The organism is Streptomyces sp. PA03-5A (assembly GCF_033792725.1).
Classification (GTDB): Bacteria; Actinomycetota; Actinomycetes; order Streptomycetales; family Streptomycetaceae; genus Actinacidiphila.
This window is the reverse complement of record NZ_JARAVL010000009.1, coordinates 43,346-56,672: the sequence shown is the minus strand read 5'-3', so window position 1 is coordinate 56,672 and position 13,327 is coordinate 43,346. Positions and strand designations below refer to the sequence as shown.

General features: G+C 74.5%; 19 protein-coding genes and 1 pseudogene. 13 read left to right on the top strand and 7 right to left on the bottom strand.

What is annotated here, in order from left to right:
• Positions 1 to 13: 13 nt before the first annotated feature.
• Complete coding sequence (locus tag PV410_RS13200) at positions 14 to 556, top strand: PadR family transcriptional regulator (RefSeq protein WP_499510640.1); 543 nt, start codon at positions 14 to 16, stop codon at positions 554 to 556.
• Positions 557 to 569: 13 nt separating this feature from the next.
• Here the strand turns inward: PV410_RS13200 and PV410_RS13195 are convergent.
• A pseudogene (locus PV410_RS13195) lies at positions 570 to 808 on the bottom strand (FAD-binding protein); the annotation flags it as partial.
• Positions 809 to 835: 27 nt separating this feature from the next.
• On the bottom strand, positions 836 to 1,927 hold the full coding sequence (locus PV410_RS13190) for a PP2C family protein-serine/threonine phosphatase (RefSeq protein WP_500324294.1): 1,092 nt from the start codon (positions 1,925 to 1,927) through the stop codon (positions 836 to 838).
• Positions 1,928 to 2,076: 149 nt separating this feature from the next.
• Between PV410_RS13190 and rpmG the strand changes: the two genes are divergently transcribed.
• Both rpmG and PV410_RS13180 read left to right on the top strand, forming a co-directional pair.
• Complete coding sequence (gene rpmG / locus PV410_RS13185) at positions 2,077 to 2,241, top strand: 50S ribosomal protein L33 (protein ID WP_500324293.1); 165 nt, start codon at positions 2,077 to 2,079, stop codon at positions 2,239 to 2,241.
• A 50-nt stretch (positions 2,242 to 2,291) separates the two neighbouring features.
• Positions 2,292 to 2,549 carry a 50S ribosomal protein L31 gene (locus PV410_RS13180; protein ID WP_499510636.1) on the top strand — a complete coding sequence of 86 codons (258 nt, stop codon included), beginning with the start codon at positions 2,292 to 2,294 and terminating at the stop codon, positions 2,547 to 2,549.
• A gap of 22 nt (positions 2,550 to 2,571) precedes the next feature.
• On the opposite strand, the gene PV410_RS13175 is transcribed toward PV410_RS13180, so the two are convergent.
• The 4 genes from PV410_RS13175 to PV410_RS13160 form a co-directional block, all read right to left on the bottom strand.
• Positions 2,572 to 2,970 carry a PTS sugar transporter subunit IIA domain-containing protein gene (locus PV410_RS13175; RefSeq protein WP_500324292.1) on the bottom strand — a complete coding sequence of 133 codons (399 nt, stop codon included), beginning with the start codon at positions 2,968 to 2,970 and terminating at the stop codon, positions 2,572 to 2,574.
• Positions 2,967 to 3,638, bottom strand: coding sequence for a dihydroxyacetone kinase subunit DhaL (gene dhaL, locus PV410_RS13170; RefSeq protein WP_500324291.1), 672 nt, complete (start codon positions 3,636 to 3,638; stop codon positions 2,967 to 2,969). The genes PV410_RS13175 and dhaL overlap by 4 nt, the downstream gene beginning before the upstream one ends.
• Positions 3,639 to 3,662: 24 nt before the next feature.
• Entirely contained in the window at positions 3,663 to 4,655 is a 993-nt protein-coding gene (gene dhaK / locus PV410_RS13165) for a dihydroxyacetone kinase subunit DhaK (RefSeq protein WP_500324290.1), read from the bottom strand.
• A 123-nt stretch (positions 4,656 to 4,778) separates the two neighbouring features.
• A complete protein-coding gene (locus PV410_RS13160) occupies positions 4,779 to 5,489 on the bottom strand; it encodes a GntR family transcriptional regulator (RefSeq protein WP_500324289.1) in 711 nt (236 codons plus the stop codon).
• Between the two features lie 211 nt (positions 5,490 to 5,700).
• On the opposite strand from PV410_RS13160, the gene PV410_RS13155 reads away from it, so the two are divergent.
• From PV410_RS13155 to PV410_RS13135, 5 genes are all read left to right on the top strand, one after another.
• On the top strand, positions 5,701 to 6,465 hold the full coding sequence (locus PV410_RS13155; RefSeq protein WP_500324288.1) for a LamB/YcsF family protein: 765 nt from the start codon (positions 5,701 to 5,703) through the stop codon (positions 6,463 to 6,465).
• Entirely contained in the window at positions 6,462 to 7,091 is a 630-nt protein-coding gene (locus tag PV410_RS13150) for a 5-oxoprolinase subunit B family protein (protein ID WP_500324287.1), read from the top strand. The genes PV410_RS13155 and PV410_RS13150 overlap by 4 nt, the downstream gene beginning before the upstream one ends.
• Positions 7,088 to 7,951, top strand: coding sequence for a 5-oxoprolinase subunit C family protein (locus PV410_RS13145; protein WP_500324286.1), 864 nt, complete (start codon positions 7,088 to 7,090; stop codon positions 7,949 to 7,951). The genes PV410_RS13150 and PV410_RS13145 overlap by 4 nt, the downstream gene beginning before the upstream one ends.
• A gap of 89 nt (positions 7,952 to 8,040) precedes the next feature.
• Entirely contained in the window at positions 8,041 to 9,219 is a 1,179-nt protein-coding gene (locus PV410_RS13140) for an acyl-CoA dehydrogenase family protein (protein WP_500324285.1), read from the top strand.
• Positions 9,220 to 9,328: 109 nt separating this feature from the next.
• Positions 9,329 to 9,727, top strand: a complete 399-nt coding sequence (locus PV410_RS13135) for a VOC family protein (protein ID WP_500324284.1) — start codon at positions 9,329 to 9,331, stop codon at positions 9,725 to 9,727.
• Positions 9,728 to 9,732: 5 nt separating this feature from the next.
• Here the strand turns inward: PV410_RS13135 and PV410_RS13130 are convergent, their stop codons facing one another.
• Positions 9,733 to 10,224, bottom strand: a complete 492-nt coding sequence (locus tag PV410_RS13130; RefSeq protein WP_500324485.1) for a nucleotidyltransferase domain-containing protein — start codon at positions 10,222 to 10,224, stop codon at positions 9,733 to 9,735.
• A gap of 223 nt (positions 10,225 to 10,447) precedes the next feature.
• On the opposite strand from PV410_RS13130, the gene PV410_RS13125 reads away from it, so the two are divergent.
• From PV410_RS13125 to PV410_RS13105, 5 genes are all read left to right on the top strand, one after another.
• Entirely contained in the window at positions 10,448 to 10,936 is a 489-nt protein-coding gene (locus tag PV410_RS13125) for a fluoride efflux transporter FluC (protein WP_500324283.1), read from the top strand.
• A complete protein-coding gene (locus PV410_RS13120) occupies positions 10,933 to 11,280 on the top strand; it encodes a DUF190 domain-containing protein (protein WP_500324282.1) in 348 nt (115 codons plus the stop codon). Before PV410_RS13125 ends, PV410_RS13120 begins: the two co-directional genes overlap by 4 nt.
• Entirely contained in the window at positions 11,277 to 11,651 is a 375-nt protein-coding gene (gene crcB, locus PV410_RS13115) for a fluoride efflux transporter CrcB (protein ID WP_500324281.1), read from the top strand. The genes PV410_RS13120 and crcB overlap by 4 nt, the downstream gene beginning before the upstream one ends.
• Before the next feature lie 178 nt (positions 11,652 to 11,829).
• Positions 11,830 to 12,285, top strand: a complete 456-nt coding sequence (locus PV410_RS13110) for an SPW repeat domain-containing protein (protein ID WP_500324280.1) — start codon at positions 11,830 to 11,832, stop codon at positions 12,283 to 12,285.
• Between the two features lie 141 nt (positions 12,286 to 12,426).
• On the top strand, positions 12,427 to 13,293 hold the full coding sequence (locus PV410_RS13105; RefSeq protein ID WP_500324279.1) for an oxygenase MpaB family protein: 867 nt from the start codon (positions 12,427 to 12,429) through the stop codon (positions 13,291 to 13,293).
• Positions 13,294 to 13,327: the final 34 nt, after the last annotated feature.

Sequence of the window (13,327 nt, the reverse complement as noted above, 5' to 3'; positions counted from 1 at the left end):
GTAGGATGCGGGCATGTCGCTGCCGCACGCCATCCTGACCGCCCTGCTGGAGAAGCCGTCCTCGGGCCTTGAGCTGGCACGCCGCTTCGACCGCTCGATCCGCTACTTCTGGTCCGCGACGCACCAGCAGATCTACCGCGAACTGGGCCGGCTGGAGGAGGCGGGGCTGATCCGGGCCCTGCCCGCGGCGCAGCCCGCCCGCGGCCAGCGCAAGGAGTACGAAGTGCTGCCCGCGGGCCGCGCCGAACTCACCGCCTGGGTGGCGGCCACCGAGGACCCCAAACCCATCCGCGACCCGCTGCTGCTGCGGCTGCGCGCCGCGGCGGTGGTCGGGACCGACGGGCTCGCGGCCGAGTTGCGGCGCCATCTCGAGCTGCACGAGCGGCAGTTGGCGGAGTACGCCGAGATCGAGCGGCGCGACTTCCCGCCGGGGCGCGGCGCCGACGAGGACCGGCTGCGGCACCTGGTGCTGCGTGCGGGCATCGACCTGGAGACCTTCTGGTCGCGGTGGCTCGGCGAGGCGGTCGCCGAGGTCGAGCGGATGGGGCGGCCCTGATCTGCCGCCGGGTTCAGTGGTCGGCGATGTCGTTGGCCGCGACGTGGCCGAAGGTCCGCGGGGCCGATGGTCGAGCCCGCCCCGGCGCAACTGTGCCCCGCGACGGCCGCGCTGACGTTGCCCGCGGCGTAAAGGCCCGCGATCGCCGTCCCGTCGGGAAGCAGCACAGGGGCGCGGGCGCCGGTGCGCATGCCGCCCTTGTTTCGGCAGCAGCGCGGAGTCGGTGCAGTGGTGGTCGTGGGCGCTGTCCCCCCCCGGAAGTGAAGACGCACGCGTCCGTCACCGTGTGCGGCGCACGGCCAGCAGTGCCGCGTCGTCGCCGAGGCCGCCGCCGCTCCAGGAGCGCAGATCGGCCAGCACCCGGTCGAGGAGGTCGTCCGGGTCCTGTTCCGTCATCTCCCGCACGCGGTCGGCGAGCGGGTAGAAGCGGCCCCGTCGGTCGCGGGCCTCGACCACACCGTCGGTGAAGAACAGCAGCAGGTCGCCGCGGTGGAAGGGGACCGTCCGCGGCCGGTAGCGGTCGCCGGTCAGGGCGAGGAGCCCGAGCGGCGGCGCCGCGGGCTCCGGCGTCAGCTCGGTCACCGCGCCGGCGCGCCGCAGCAGCGGCGCGGGATGGCCGCAGTTGACGAGCACGGCGGCGTCGCCGTCCTCCGGGACGGTCAGCAGCACGGCGGTGACGAAGTCCTCGCTACCGCCGCTGCGGGAGAGCGCGCCGTCCAGCCGGGCGGCCACCGCCTCCAGGTCCGGTTCGGAGCGGGCGGCCTCCCGGAAGACGCCGAGGACGTCGGCGGCGGTCTCCACAGCGGTCAGTCCCTTGCCGCGCACGTCGCCGAGCAGCACCCGCACCCCGTGGTCGGTCGGCACCACCTCGTACAGGTCCCCGCCGATACGGGCCTCCGCCTCCGCCGCCACGTACCGCACCGCGACGCGCAGCCGTCCGATCCGGGGCGGCGCGGGACGCAGCAGGGCGCTCTGCGCCGCCTCGGCGACCCCGCGGACCCGGGCCAGCTCCCGCTCCCGCCCGGTGATCAGGACGACGGCGCCGGTGCTGGTGAAGGTCACCGCGAGCACGGTGATCGCGGAGGCCACGTGGACCAGCGCCGGGACCCCGTGGTTCGCCGCCGCGAGCACGAAGACCAGGCCGATCGCGAGCGCCCCGGCCGCCAGCGGCCCGCGGGCGCGGCGGGAGTGCGCACCGGCGAGCACCGGAAGGGCCGCCAGCACGGGGGCCAGGGTGGTCTGCGGGCCGCTGGTCAGGTCCAGGACCACGCACGCGGCGATCAGCAGGTAGGCCATGACCAGGAAGCACAGCGCCCCGCGGGACAGTGCGAGCGGGGCTGCCGCGGTGTGCTGGTGCGGGCCTCGGGCCATCGGTGCCGGCCCTCCTGTCGCCGTGCGGGACCCCCTGCCTCCATCTTCGCCGCACCGGGCGGGGAGCGGCGGGAATGGACGCGACGGCCCCCGTGTTGAGGAGCACGTCCGAAGAAAATGAAAACCATTATGGAAGCCGAGGGCACCGCATGGCACGCAGCGAGCAGCGCCCGGTGGTCACGCTCCGGTCGAGCGCCGGCACCGGCACGACCTACGTGACCCGCAAGAACCGGCGCAACGACCCGGACCGCATGGTCCTGAGCAAGTACGACCCGGCCGTCGGCCGTCACGTGCCGTTCCGCGAGGAGCGCTGACACCGGCGAGGCCGACCGTCCCCCGTCCCTTCCCCAGACTGGAGCACACCGTGCAGCACACGATCCACCCCGTCTACCGTCCGGTCGTCTTCCGCGACCGCGCCGCGGACCACGCCTTCCTCACCCGCTCCACGATGACCAGCGAGAAGACCGTCGTCTGGGAGGACGGGAACACCTACCCGGTGGTCGACGTGGAGATCTCCTCCGCGAGCCACCCGTTCTACACCGGCAACGCCCGCGTCCTGGACACCGCCGGACGCGTCGAGCGGTTCGAGCGCCGGTACGGGGCCGGCGCCCGCCGGAGCTGACGACCGACGACGGCCGCGGCGCTCAGGTCTTGCGGAACGTGTAGGCGTCCTGGGCCGCCGCGGCCACGGCGTCCAGGTCGGCGCCCGCCGACGCGGTGACCACCGCGGCCACCGCGCCCTCGGCGAACGGCGCGTCGACCAGCCGGGTGCCGGGCGGCAGTTCGTCCTCGTCGGCGAGCAGCGTCTTCACCGTCAGGACCGCGCTGCCCAGGTCGGCGAGGACGGCGACGCCGTCGCCCTGGTCGACAGCGTGCGCGGCGGCGGCGATCTTCGCGGCGTCCGTGCCGAGTCCGCCGTCCGGCGCGCCGCCGGCGGCGGCCACCGGCACCCGGGCCCCGCCGCCGCTCAGGCCGGTCGCCATACGGGCGACCGACTCGGCGACCTCGGCGCTGTGCGACACCAGCACCACTGCGACCGTCATGACGCACCGCCCCGCGCGGTGCCGGCCAGGGCGCCCAGCAAGAGGGCCGAGGAGGTCGCCCCGGGATCCTGGTGGCCGATGCTGCGCTCCCCGAGGTAGCTCGCCCGCCCCTTGCGGGCCTGCAGCGGCACGGTCGCCAGCGCGCCCTCGTCCGCGGCGATCGCGGCCGCCGACAGCGCCTCCGCGAGCCCCGCACCCTTGTCGAGGGCGAACGACAGTGACTCCACGGCCGGCACCAGTGCGTCCAGCATCGTCTTGTCCCCCTGCGCCGCGCCGCCCAGCTGCGCCACGCCGTCGACCCCCTCCCGCAGCGCCTGTGCGAACTCCTCCGGCGCCACCTGGTGGGCGTCGCCCAGGGCCTTGCCCGCCTTGCGCAGCAGCGTCCCGTACAACGGCCCCGAGGCCCCGCCGACCGTACTGATCAGTTGCCGCCCGACCAGCACCAGGACACCGCCCGGGGTGTCCGGCGGCTCCTTCTCCACCGCGGTGCGCGCCGCGATGAAACCGCGCCGCATGTTCGCGCCGTGGTCGGCGTCGCCGATGGGGGAGTCCAGCTCCGTCAGCCGGTCCGCCTCGCGCTCGATCACCGAGGCCGCGGCGGTGAGCCAACGGCGGAGGAAAGCCGTGTCGATCACCTGGCCCGCTCCGGTGGACGATGCCTCGCTCATCTCTCCCGCTCTCCTTCTGCTCGCTCAGGCGCCCCAGCGCAGGCCCGGCGTGCTCACCGGCGCGTCCCACAGGCGCAGCAGCTCCTCGTCCACCTGGCACAGCGACACCGACGCGCCCGCCATGTCCAGCGACGTCACGTAGTTGCCGACCAGTGTGCGGGCCACCGTCACGCCGCGCGCCCCGAGCACGCGGTGCACCTCGGCGTTGAACCCGTACAGCTCCAGCAGCGGCGTCCCGCCCATGCCGTTCACCAGCAGCAGCACCGGACCGGTCGGGCGGAAGTCGTCCAGGACGGCGTCGACGGCGAACTCGGCGATCTCGCCCGAGGTCATCATCGCCCGCCGCTCCCGGCCAGGCTCGCCGTGGATGCCGATGCCCAGCTCCAGTTCGCCCGCCGGGAGGTCGAAGGTGGGCGCGCCCTTGGCGGGCGTGCTGACCGCGGTCAGTGCCACGCCGAAGCTCCGCGAGAGCTCGTTGACGCGCCGCGCGACCGCCTCGACGCGCTCCAGCGGCGCCCCCTCCTCGGCCAGCGCGCCCGCGATCTTCTCCACGAAGAGCGTGGCGCCGGTGCCGCGCCGTCCCGCCGTGTAGAGGCTGTCGGTCACCGCGACGTCGTCGTTGACCAGGACCTTGGCGACCACGATCCCCTCGTCCTCGGCCAGCTCGGCGGCCATGTCGAAGTTGAGCACGTCACCGGTGTAGTTCTTCACGATGAACAGCACCCCGGCCCCGCTGTCCACCGCCGCGGCGGCCCGGACCATCTGGTCCGGGACGGGGGAGGTGAACACCTCGCCCGGGCAGGCCGCGTCGAGCATCCCGCGTCCCACGAACCCGCCGTGCAGCGGTTCGTGCCCCGACCCGCCACCGGAGACCAGCCCGACCTTCCCCGCGACCGGCGCGTCCCGGCGCACGACCAACCGGTTCTCCACGTCCACGGTCAGCTCGGGATGCGCGGCCGCGAACCCCCGCAGCGCGTCGGCCACGACGGTCTCCGGGACATTGATCAGCATCTTCATCGAACGGCTCCGTCCAAAGGCTGGGTCTGGAGGTGCTGCGCTGTGACATCAGCCTACGGATCAGCCGCGCGCCGTGGGCAGTCCTGATGACGCACGAGTCTCGTGTGCACCGTGCACGAGGCTTCAGCCGCGCTGGTCCCCGCCCCCGGCCGGTCCGGAGCACCGGCGGACGAGCTGCGCCTCGGCGTCGTCGAGGTAGGACGCCAGCAGCAGTTCCGCCTTCGCGGGGTCGGCCGCCTCCAGGGCGGCGAGGATCTCCCGGTTGCCGCCCAGGTAGGGGGCGTGGAACTCGCGCGGGTCGTCCATCGCGTGGAAGGCCAGGCGCAGTTCGGCGAGCACGCCCGTCATGAGCCCGGTCAGCCGGGCGCTGCCCGCGAGGTCGACCAGCGCCTGGTGGAAGTGGATGTCGGCCGTGCCGAGCAGGCCCCACCGCTCCCCGGCCGCGGCCCGCTCGCCCTCCGTCACGGCCTCCGCCGCCCCGGTCAGGTCGTACGGCGGGGCCACGAGGCCGCGGATCACGGAGCACTCGACCAGGCGCCGCACCCGGTAGACGTCGACGACGTCCCGCACGGTCAGCACCCGGACGAAGACCCCGCGGTTGAGCTCGTGCACCAGCAGTCTCTCGTGCGTCAGCAGCCGGAAGGCCTCGCGGAGGGTGTTGCGGGAGACGCCCAGCGCCCCGGCGACGACGTCCTCGGCGAGCTTGGCGCCCGGCGGCAGGTGGCCCTCGGAGATCCGGCTGCGCAGCACGGCGGCGACGCGGTCGGCGGTGCTGGAGCGTGCCAGCAGCGCGCGGTCGCCCACGAGGACCGCCGGATCCACCTCGGCTGCCATCGTCCCCGCCCCTCTCCGCTCCGCCGCGGGCCCGCGGCGCGGGCCCAGTCAATCCGAGAGCGGGGGACAAGACAACAGGACTCTTGTGGGATTGTTCAACAAGAATCTACGGTGATCGAGCGCCGGGTACCCGTTCGCCACCGGCCCGCCGGAGACCGCAGCTCGCGTCGCCCGACCGGACGCGACCCTTCCCGAGGAGCTCGCCGCACCGATGACAGACCTCGTGATCGACCTCAACGCGGACCTGGGGGAGGGCTACGGGCGGTGGGTCCTCACCGACGACGACGCCCTGCTCTCCGTCGTGACCAGCGCCAACGTCGCCTGCGGCTTCCACGCCGGGGACCCCGGCATCATGCGCCGGGTGTGCGACACCGCGGCCGGGCGCGGGGTGCGCATCGGCGCCCAGGTCTCCTACCGCGACCTGGCGGGGTTCGGCCGGCGGGCGATGGAGGTGCCCGCCGACGAACTGGCCGACGAGATCACCTACCAGATCGGCGCGCTGGAGGTCTTCGCCCGCGCCGCCGGGGCCCAGGTGGCGTACGTGAAACCGCACGGGGCCCTCTACAACAGGGTCGTCGTCGACGACGAGCAGGCCGCCGCCGTCGCCGCGGGCACCCGGCGGGCCGACCCGGCCCTGCCGGTGCTCTGCCTGCCCGGCTCGGCCATGGAGCGCGCGGCCCGGCAGGCCGGGCTGGACGTGGTGGGGGAGGCCTTCGCCGACCGCGCCTACACCGCCGCCGGCACACTCGTCCCGCGCGGCACCTCGGGCGCGCTCCTCGCCGACCCCCACGACGTCACCCGGCAGGCGGTCGCCCTCGCCCGCGACGGCGTCACCACCGCCCTGACCGGCGAGCGGGTGACCGTACGGGCGCGGTCGCTGTGCCTGCACGGCGACTCCCCGGACGCGGTGGCCACGGCCCTGCGGGTGCGGGCCGCGCTCGAGGACGCGGGCGTGCGGCTGGAGGCGTTCGCGTGAGGGTCCTCACGGTCGGGGAGGACGCGCTCCTGATCGACCTCGCCACCGCCGAGGAGGCGCAGTCCTGGCACGCCGAGCTCCTGCGCCGCCGCGGCGATGGCAGCCTCGGGCCGGTGCGCGAGATCGTCCCCGGCGAGCGGACCGTGCTGCTGTACGGGGTGCCGGACACCGCCGCGCTCCGCGCCGAGCTGCGCGGCTGGACCGTCGCGGCCCGGGCCGCCGGGAGCGGGCCGCTCGTGGAGATCCCCGTGCGCTACGACGGGCCCGACCTGGCGGTCGTGGCCGAGCGGTGGGGCGTTGCGGAGGAGGACGTGGCCGGGCTGCACACCGGTGCCGAACACCGCGTCGCCTTCTGCGGGTTCGCCCCGGGCTTCGCCTACATGACCGGCCTCGGCGCACGGTACGGCGTGCCGCGCCGGGCCGAGCCGCGCACCTCGGTGCCCGCCGGCTCGGTGGCCGTCGCGGGCCCCTACACCGGCATCTACCCGAGGAGTTCGCCGGGCGGCTGGCAGCTGATCGGCACCACCTCCGTGCGCCTGTGGGACCTGGAACGCGAACCGGCCGCGCTGCTCGCGCCCGGCACGCGGGTGCGCTTCGTCCCCGTGCCCGCCGGGGCCGGCGCGTGAGCGGGGGCGAGCTGCGGGTCGTCAGGGCCGGCGCGCTGACCACCGTCCAGGACCTCGGGCGGTACGGCCACGCGGCCCTCGGCGTCGCCCGCTCCGGGGCCCTGGACCGTCCGGCGCACCGGCTCGCCAACCGACTGGTGGGCAACGCCGACGGCGCCGCGACCCTGGAGACCACGCTGACCGGGGTGACCGTGCGGGTCACCCGCCCCGCCGTCGTCGCGGTCACCGGAGCCCCGGCACCGGTCCTGCTCGACGGCCGTCCCGCCCCCTGGGGCACCCCCGTGCGGCTGCCGGCCGGGGCGGTGCTCGAGGTCGGGCCCGCCACGCGGGGCGTGCGCAGCTACCTCGCGGTCGGGGGCGGAGTGGCCGTGCCCGCGGTGCTCGGCAGCCGCTCCACCGACCTGCTGTCCGGGCTCGGGCCCGCCCCGCTCGGGGACGGTGACGTCCTGCCGCTGGGCTCGGGGGCCGGGCTGCCCGTCCACGCCGACCTGGCCCCGCACGCCGGTCCGCCGCGGGAGCTCGTGCTGCCGCTGCGGCTCGGTCCGCGCGACGACTGGTTCACGGCCGCGGCCGTACGGACCCTCGCGGCCGGCCGCTTCCGGGTGTCGGACCGCAGCAACCGCATCGGGCTGCGCACCACGGGGCCGGTGCTGGAGCGCGCCGTCCACCGGGAGCTGCCCAGCGAGGGCATGGTCGTGGGCGCGGTCCAAGTGCCGCCCGACGGCAGGCCGGTGGTCTTCCTCGCCGACTCGCCCACCACCGGCGGCTACCCGGTCGTCGGCGTCGTCCCCGAGCGCGGCCTGGCCGCGGCCGCGCAGGCCGTCCCGGGGCTGCCGGTGCGCTTCGTGCCCCGACGCTGAGGCCGGTCACGGCCCTTCCGGATTTCTGCAACGCGTTCTACTCTTGCGCCGTCGTCGCTCAGGGACGCGACCGGACCTCTGGAGGGGCCGTGCACCTGGACCACACCCCGGAGCAGCAGCGGCTGCGCGCCGAACTCAGGTCGTACTTCGCCGGACTGGTGCCCGACAACGCCTACGCCCGCCACTTCGACCGGGCCGCGGCCAAGCGCTTCTACCGCGACACCGTCCGCCGGCTCGGCGGCGACGGCTGGCTGGGCGTCGGCTGGCCCGAGGAGTACGGCGGCCGCGGCATGACCCCCATGGAGCAGTTCATCTTCTTCGACGAGGCCGCCCAGGCGGGCGTCCCGCTGCCGCTGATGGCGCTCAACACCGTCGGCCCCACGATCATGCAGTTCGGCACCGAGGAGCAGAAGGCCCACTTCCTGCCGCGCATCCTCGCCGGCGAGATCGACTTCGCCATCGGCTACTCGGAACCGGACGCCGGCACCGACCTGGCCGCGCTGCGCACCCGCGCCGTACGGGACGGCGACACGTATGTCGTCAACGGGCAGAAGATCTGGACCACCAACGGCGACACCGCCGACTGGATCTGGCTCGCCGTGCGCACCGACCCCGGCGCCCCGCCCCACAAGGGCATCTCGATCCTCCTGGTGCCGACCACGGATCCCGGCTACTCCTGCACGATCATCAACACCCTCGCCTCCCACGACACCACCGCCAGCTACTACGAGGACGTCCGCGTCCCCGTGGCCCGCCGCGTCGGCGAGGAGAACCAGGGCTGGCGGCTGATCACCACCCAGCTCAACCACGAGCGCGTCACCCTCGCCGCCCACGGCACGATGGCGATCCGCGCCTTCCACGACGTACGCCGCTGGGCCGCCGGCACCAAACTGGCCGACGGCCGCCGCGTCATCGACCTCGCCTGGGTCCGCGGCCGCCTCGCCCGCACCCACGCCCGCCTGGACGCCATGAAGCTGCTCAACTGGCAGATGGTCGACGCCCTCCAGCGCGGCACCCTCACCCCGCACGACGCCTCCGCCGTCAAGGTCTACGGCTCCGAGGCCCGTCGCGACGCGTACGCCTGGCTGATGGAGGTCACCGCCGCCCTCGGCCCCATGAAGGAGGGCTCCGCGGGCGCCCTCCTCCACGGCGAGCTGGAACGCGGCTACCGAAGCGCCGTCATCTTCACCTTCGGCGGCGGCAACAACGAGATCCAGCGCGAGATCATCTCCTGGATCGGGCTGGGCATGCCGCGCGTACGGCGGTGAGGCGGCCGGGCCGCGGCCAGGCCGCCGCCGGTCCTACGTCCACCGGCGCAGACGCGACGGGACCTCCGCTCGATGCCCGGCCGCCCGGAGCGGTTCTAGCGTGCGGTGCATGGAGATCCCCGAGCAGTACAAGTACGCCGTCATCCCGCACGCGTTGGTCGACGGGGCCGCCGAGGCGATCACGTTCTACGCCGCCGCGTTCGGAGCGACGGAGTCCTTCCGGCTCGAAGGCGACGACGGGCGGATCGTGCACGCCGAGATCAGGATCCACCGCTCCACCCTCATGCTCGGCGACGCCGAGGCCCCGGCCTCGCCCCCGTCCGCCGCGGCCGCGCCGTCCGTCGTCCTGCACGTCTACGTGCCGGACGTGGACGCCCTCACCGACCGGGCCGTGGCCGCCGGAGCCGAACTGCTCGCGGCCCCGGCCGACATGCCGTACGGCGCACGCCAGTCGATGCTGCGGGACCCCTTCGGCCACGTCTGGATCTTCCTGACGCCGCTGTCCTGATGACCTCAGAAGTGGGTGGCGATGCCGAAGGCCTCGCGGAGCCGGAGCATGTCGTGGCGGTCCCGGTCGGTCGGCTCGTACCCCTGGTGGAAGTACACCTGCTGCTCGGCCGACAGGCACGGGACGACGGTCCGTTCGACCTCGCCGGTGACGAAGCACGCGGCCGGGTAGACGAAGGGCCGCCCCGGCTCCGGCGACGCCTGTTGCGCGCTCCCGTCGGCGGCGAAGGACAGCGGGTGCAGGTCGATCTCACGGCCCCTGCCGTCGGTGACGACGAAGCGCACCGGCCGCCGGTCGAGGGACTGGGTGAAGCCGGCCGCGGCCAGCGCCGCGACGACGGTGTCCTCCTGCGCGTGGCGGTGCATGAGGTCCAGGTCCCGGTGGTCGCGGGTCTGCCTGCGCAGCAGGGCGTCGACGCCCCAGCCGCCGCCCACCCAGACCTCCGCGCCCGCGCTCCGCAGCAGGTGCAGGATCTCCACCACGTCCGGCCCGGTCATCATCGCCGCATCCCCCCTCGCCCGGTTCGAAGCCCCAGGGTGCCACCCCGGAGCGGATCACGGGGCCGGGCACCGCGGAGTATGGTGGAGGTGGCGGTGGTCCCTGGTGACCGCCGCGCGGCGGTGGGGCCCGCCGTAACCGAACCGCGGTGAGGATGCCGCCAACGGTCCCTACTTGTGACGGAACGCGCCCGCAGCAGGGCGCCTCACGAGTAGGAGACGCATGACCTCACCAGCCCCCTTCTCCCCGATGACCGAGCCCGTGTCCCCCGACGTCGAGCCGCAGCCGCCCCTGCCGCGATCCGCGCGGATACGGGAACAGGCGCCGGTCGTCGGCGTGGTCGCGGTCGGCGGAGCGCTGGGAGCGTGCGCGCGCTACGGCGCGGGCCTGCTGTGGCCCGGTGCGCCGGGCGCCTTCCCGTGGACCACCTTCGGTGTCAACGCGCTCGGCTGCGCCGTGATCGGCGTGTTCATGGTGGTCATCACCGAGATGTGGTCCGTGCACCGGCTCGTGCGTCCGTTCTTCGGCACCGGCGTGCTCGGGGGCTTCACCACCTTCTCCACATACGCCGTCGACATCCACGGCCTGGTGGAGGGCGGTCACGCCGGCGCCGGGCTGGCCTACCTCGCCGCCACGCCGCTGGTCGCCCTGGCCGCGGTGTGGGGCGCGGCGCACGCGACCCGTCGCCTGATCGTTCGGAGGCAGACATGACACGGCTGCACGGCACCGCGATACGGTTGACGATCCTCATCGGCGACAACGACACCTGGCACCACAAGCCGTTGTGCTCCGAGATCACCCGCCGCGCCCACGACGCCGGCCTGGCCGGCGCCAGCGTCTTCCACGGGGTGGAGGGCTTCGGCGCCTCCTCGCTGATCCACACCAGCAGGCTGCTCTCGCTGAGCGACAACCTGCCGGTGGCCGTCGTCATCGTCGACCACGAGGAGCGCGTCCGCGCGTTCCTGCCGCAGCTCGACGAGCTGGTCACCGAAGGGCTGGTCACCCTCGACGAGGTCGAGGTCATCCGTTACGTGGGACGGGGGAACCACGGGTGAACTGGGTGCTCGTCATCGCCGGGGCCGTGGTCGGGGCACCGCTGCGGTACCTCACGGACCGCGCCGTCCAGGCCCGGCACGACACCGTGTTCCCGTGGGGCACGTTCACGGTCAACGTCGTCGGCTGCCTCGTCCTGGGGCTGGTGGCAGGCGGGGTCACCTACGGGGCGGCCTCCCATTCGGTCCAGCTCCTGGTCGGCACGGGTTTCTGCGGGGCGCTGACCACCTACTCGACCTTCTCGTACGAGACCCTGCGGCTGGCGGAGACCGGGGCGCGGTTCTTCGCCGTCGCGAACGTCGTCGCCAGCGTGGTCGCCGGGATCGGCGCGGCCTTCACCGGGGCCGCCGTGGCCCAGGCGATCTGGGCCTGAACCGCGCCCGGCACCGGAAGGCCGCAGAACAGGACGTTCCCGGCGACCCGCCTAAAATGAGAGGAGTCCACACTCCGGCCCGTCGCCCGGAGCGGACGCGGGTGCGTTCCCCGCCGACAGGCGCCGCGAGGCGTGTGCCGCGTGCCGGGCGACGGGGCTCCCACCGCGGGAGGGCACCATGTCCCTGGCTCAGCGTTCCGCCACCCGGATCCAGACGGCGGGCCACACCCAGACCCCACCGGCCGACATACGCGACTCGCTGTTCACGGCACCCCTGCTGCTGATCGGCGGGTGGCTGTTCGCCGCCGGATGGGCGCTGGCGTATCCCGACACGCCCATCGGCAACAACGTGCGGATCGTCGACCTGGTCTTCTCGACCATCATCCTGCTCAACGCGATCGCACGGGCGGCCCGGACCCGGGGGCCCGGCAGCGACGTCATCACCATCGTGTGCGGTGCCTGCCTGGTCGCCTCGCCCTTCGTCTTCGGCTACTTCGACGACCCGGGCGCCGGTCTCGCGCCCCTCAACCAGATCGTGACGGGCGTGGGCCTGATCGTCCTGGGAGCGGTGAGCCTGGCCCTGATCGAGCGACGGCGCTCCCACCCGCCGGGTGACGCCGCGCCCGCCCGCTGACACGCCACCGAGGGAGGGCCGCACGGGGCAGACCCGGCGCCCCGCGCGGCCCTATGCTCGGCGCTGCGGGCACCAGGCCGGAGGCCGCCGCCCCGGTCGCGGGTGGGGCCGGCCGTGGTCGCACGGCGACAGGAGGCTGCGATGCGCGACGCCGACCCCGGGCTCTTCGGGCCCGCCTCGGTCACCTGGCAGATGCACGGCGACCCCATGATGTGGATCGCCGGCGTACGGGCGCTGTACCTGCAGGCGCTGCACCCGCGCGCGGTGCGCGGCGTCACGCAGAACTCGGACTTCCGCCGGGACGCGTGGGGCCGTCTGCTGCGCACCGCGGACTTCGTCGGCACGATCACCTACGGCACCACGCTGCAGGCCGAGCGGGCCGGGGCCAAGGTGCGCGGCATCCACCGCCGGCTGTCCGCGACGGACCCGGACAGCGGCGAGCGCTTCCCCGTCGACGATCCCGGACTGCTGCTGTGGGTGCACTGCGCCGAGATCGACTCCTACCTGGAGGTCGCGCGGCGCTCCGGCTTCCCCCTGTCCGACGCGCAGGCCGACGCCTACGTCGCCGAACAGCGCGAGGCCGCCCGGCTGGTGGGCCTGGACCCGGCGGAGGTCCCCGGCGACACCGAGTCGCTCGCCGCCTACTTCGAGAAGGTGCGGCCGGAGCTCGCCGCCACCCCCGAGGCCCTGGAGGTCTTCGCCTTCCTGCAGGGGCCGCCCGTGCCCTGGGCGCTGCTGCCCCTGCGGTTCGCCGTGTGGGGCCGGGCCACCGCACTGGCCTACGCCGCGCTGCCACCCTTCGCCCACGAGCTGTACGGGCGGCCCGCCCCGGCCGTCCCGGTCACCGGGCGGCGGCTGCGCGGCACGGGCCTGCTGCTGCGCACGGTCCCCTCCTACCTGCGCTGGCAACTGCCCCCCGGGCACATCCTCAAGGCGGTCGGACGCCTCGGCCCCGGCACGCACCCGTCCACCCACCGGCTGCGCGAACAGGCGCGTTCCCTGGGGTAACGGCGGGTCCCCAAGCGTGCCCCCCGCGGCCATA

Coding starts and splice junctions, on each gene's coding strand:
- PV410_RS13200 (WP_499510640.1), top strand. CDS start 14: ATGTCGCTGCCGCACGCCATCCTGACCGCCCTGCTGGAGAAGCCGTCC.
- PV410_RS13190 (WP_500324294.1), bottom strand. CDS start 1,927: ATGGCCCGAGGCCCGCACCAGCACACCGCGGCAGCCCCGCTCGCACTG.
- rpmG (WP_500324293.1), top strand. CDS start 2,077: ATGGCACGCAGCGAGCAGCGCCCGGTGGTCACGCTCCGGTCGAGCGCC.
- PV410_RS13175 (WP_500324292.1), bottom strand. CDS start 2,970: ATGACGGTCGCAGTGGTGCTGGTGTCGCACAGCGCCGAGGTCGCCGAG.
- dhaL (WP_500324291.1), bottom strand. CDS start 3,638: ATGAGCGAGGCATCGTCCACCGGAGCGGGCCAGGTGATCGACACGGCT.
- dhaK (WP_500324290.1), bottom strand. CDS start 4,655: ATGAAGATGCTGATCAATGTCCCGGAGACCGTCGTGGCCGACGCGCTG.
- PV410_RS13160 (WP_500324289.1), bottom strand. CDS start 5,489: ATGGCAGCCGAGGTGGATCCGGCGGTCCTCGTGGGCGACCGCGCGCTG.
- PV410_RS13155 (WP_500324288.1), top strand. CDS start 5,701: ATGACAGACCTCGTGATCGACCTCAACGCGGACCTGGGGGAGGGCTAC.
- PV410_RS13135 (WP_500324284.1), top strand. CDS start 9,329: ATGGAGATCCCCGAGCAGTACAAGTACGCCGTCATCCCGCACGCGTTG.
- PV410_RS13130 (WP_500324485.1), bottom strand. CDS start 10,224: ATGACCGGGCCGGACGTGGTGGAGATCCTGCACCTGCTGCGGAGCGCG.
- PV410_RS13125 (WP_500324283.1), top strand. CDS start 10,448: ATGACCTCACCAGCCCCCTTCTCCCCGATGACCGAGCCCGTGTCCCCC.
- PV410_RS13120 (WP_500324282.1), top strand. CDS start 10,933: ATGACACGGCTGCACGGCACCGCGATACGGTTGACGATCCTCATCGGC.
- PV410_RS13110 (WP_500324280.1), top strand. CDS start 11,830: ATGTCCCTGGCTCAGCGTTCCGCCACCCGGATCCAGACGGCGGGCCAC.
- PV410_RS13105 (WP_500324279.1), top strand. CDS start 12,427: ATGCGCGACGCCGACCCCGGGCTCTTCGGGCCCGCCTCGGTCACCTGG.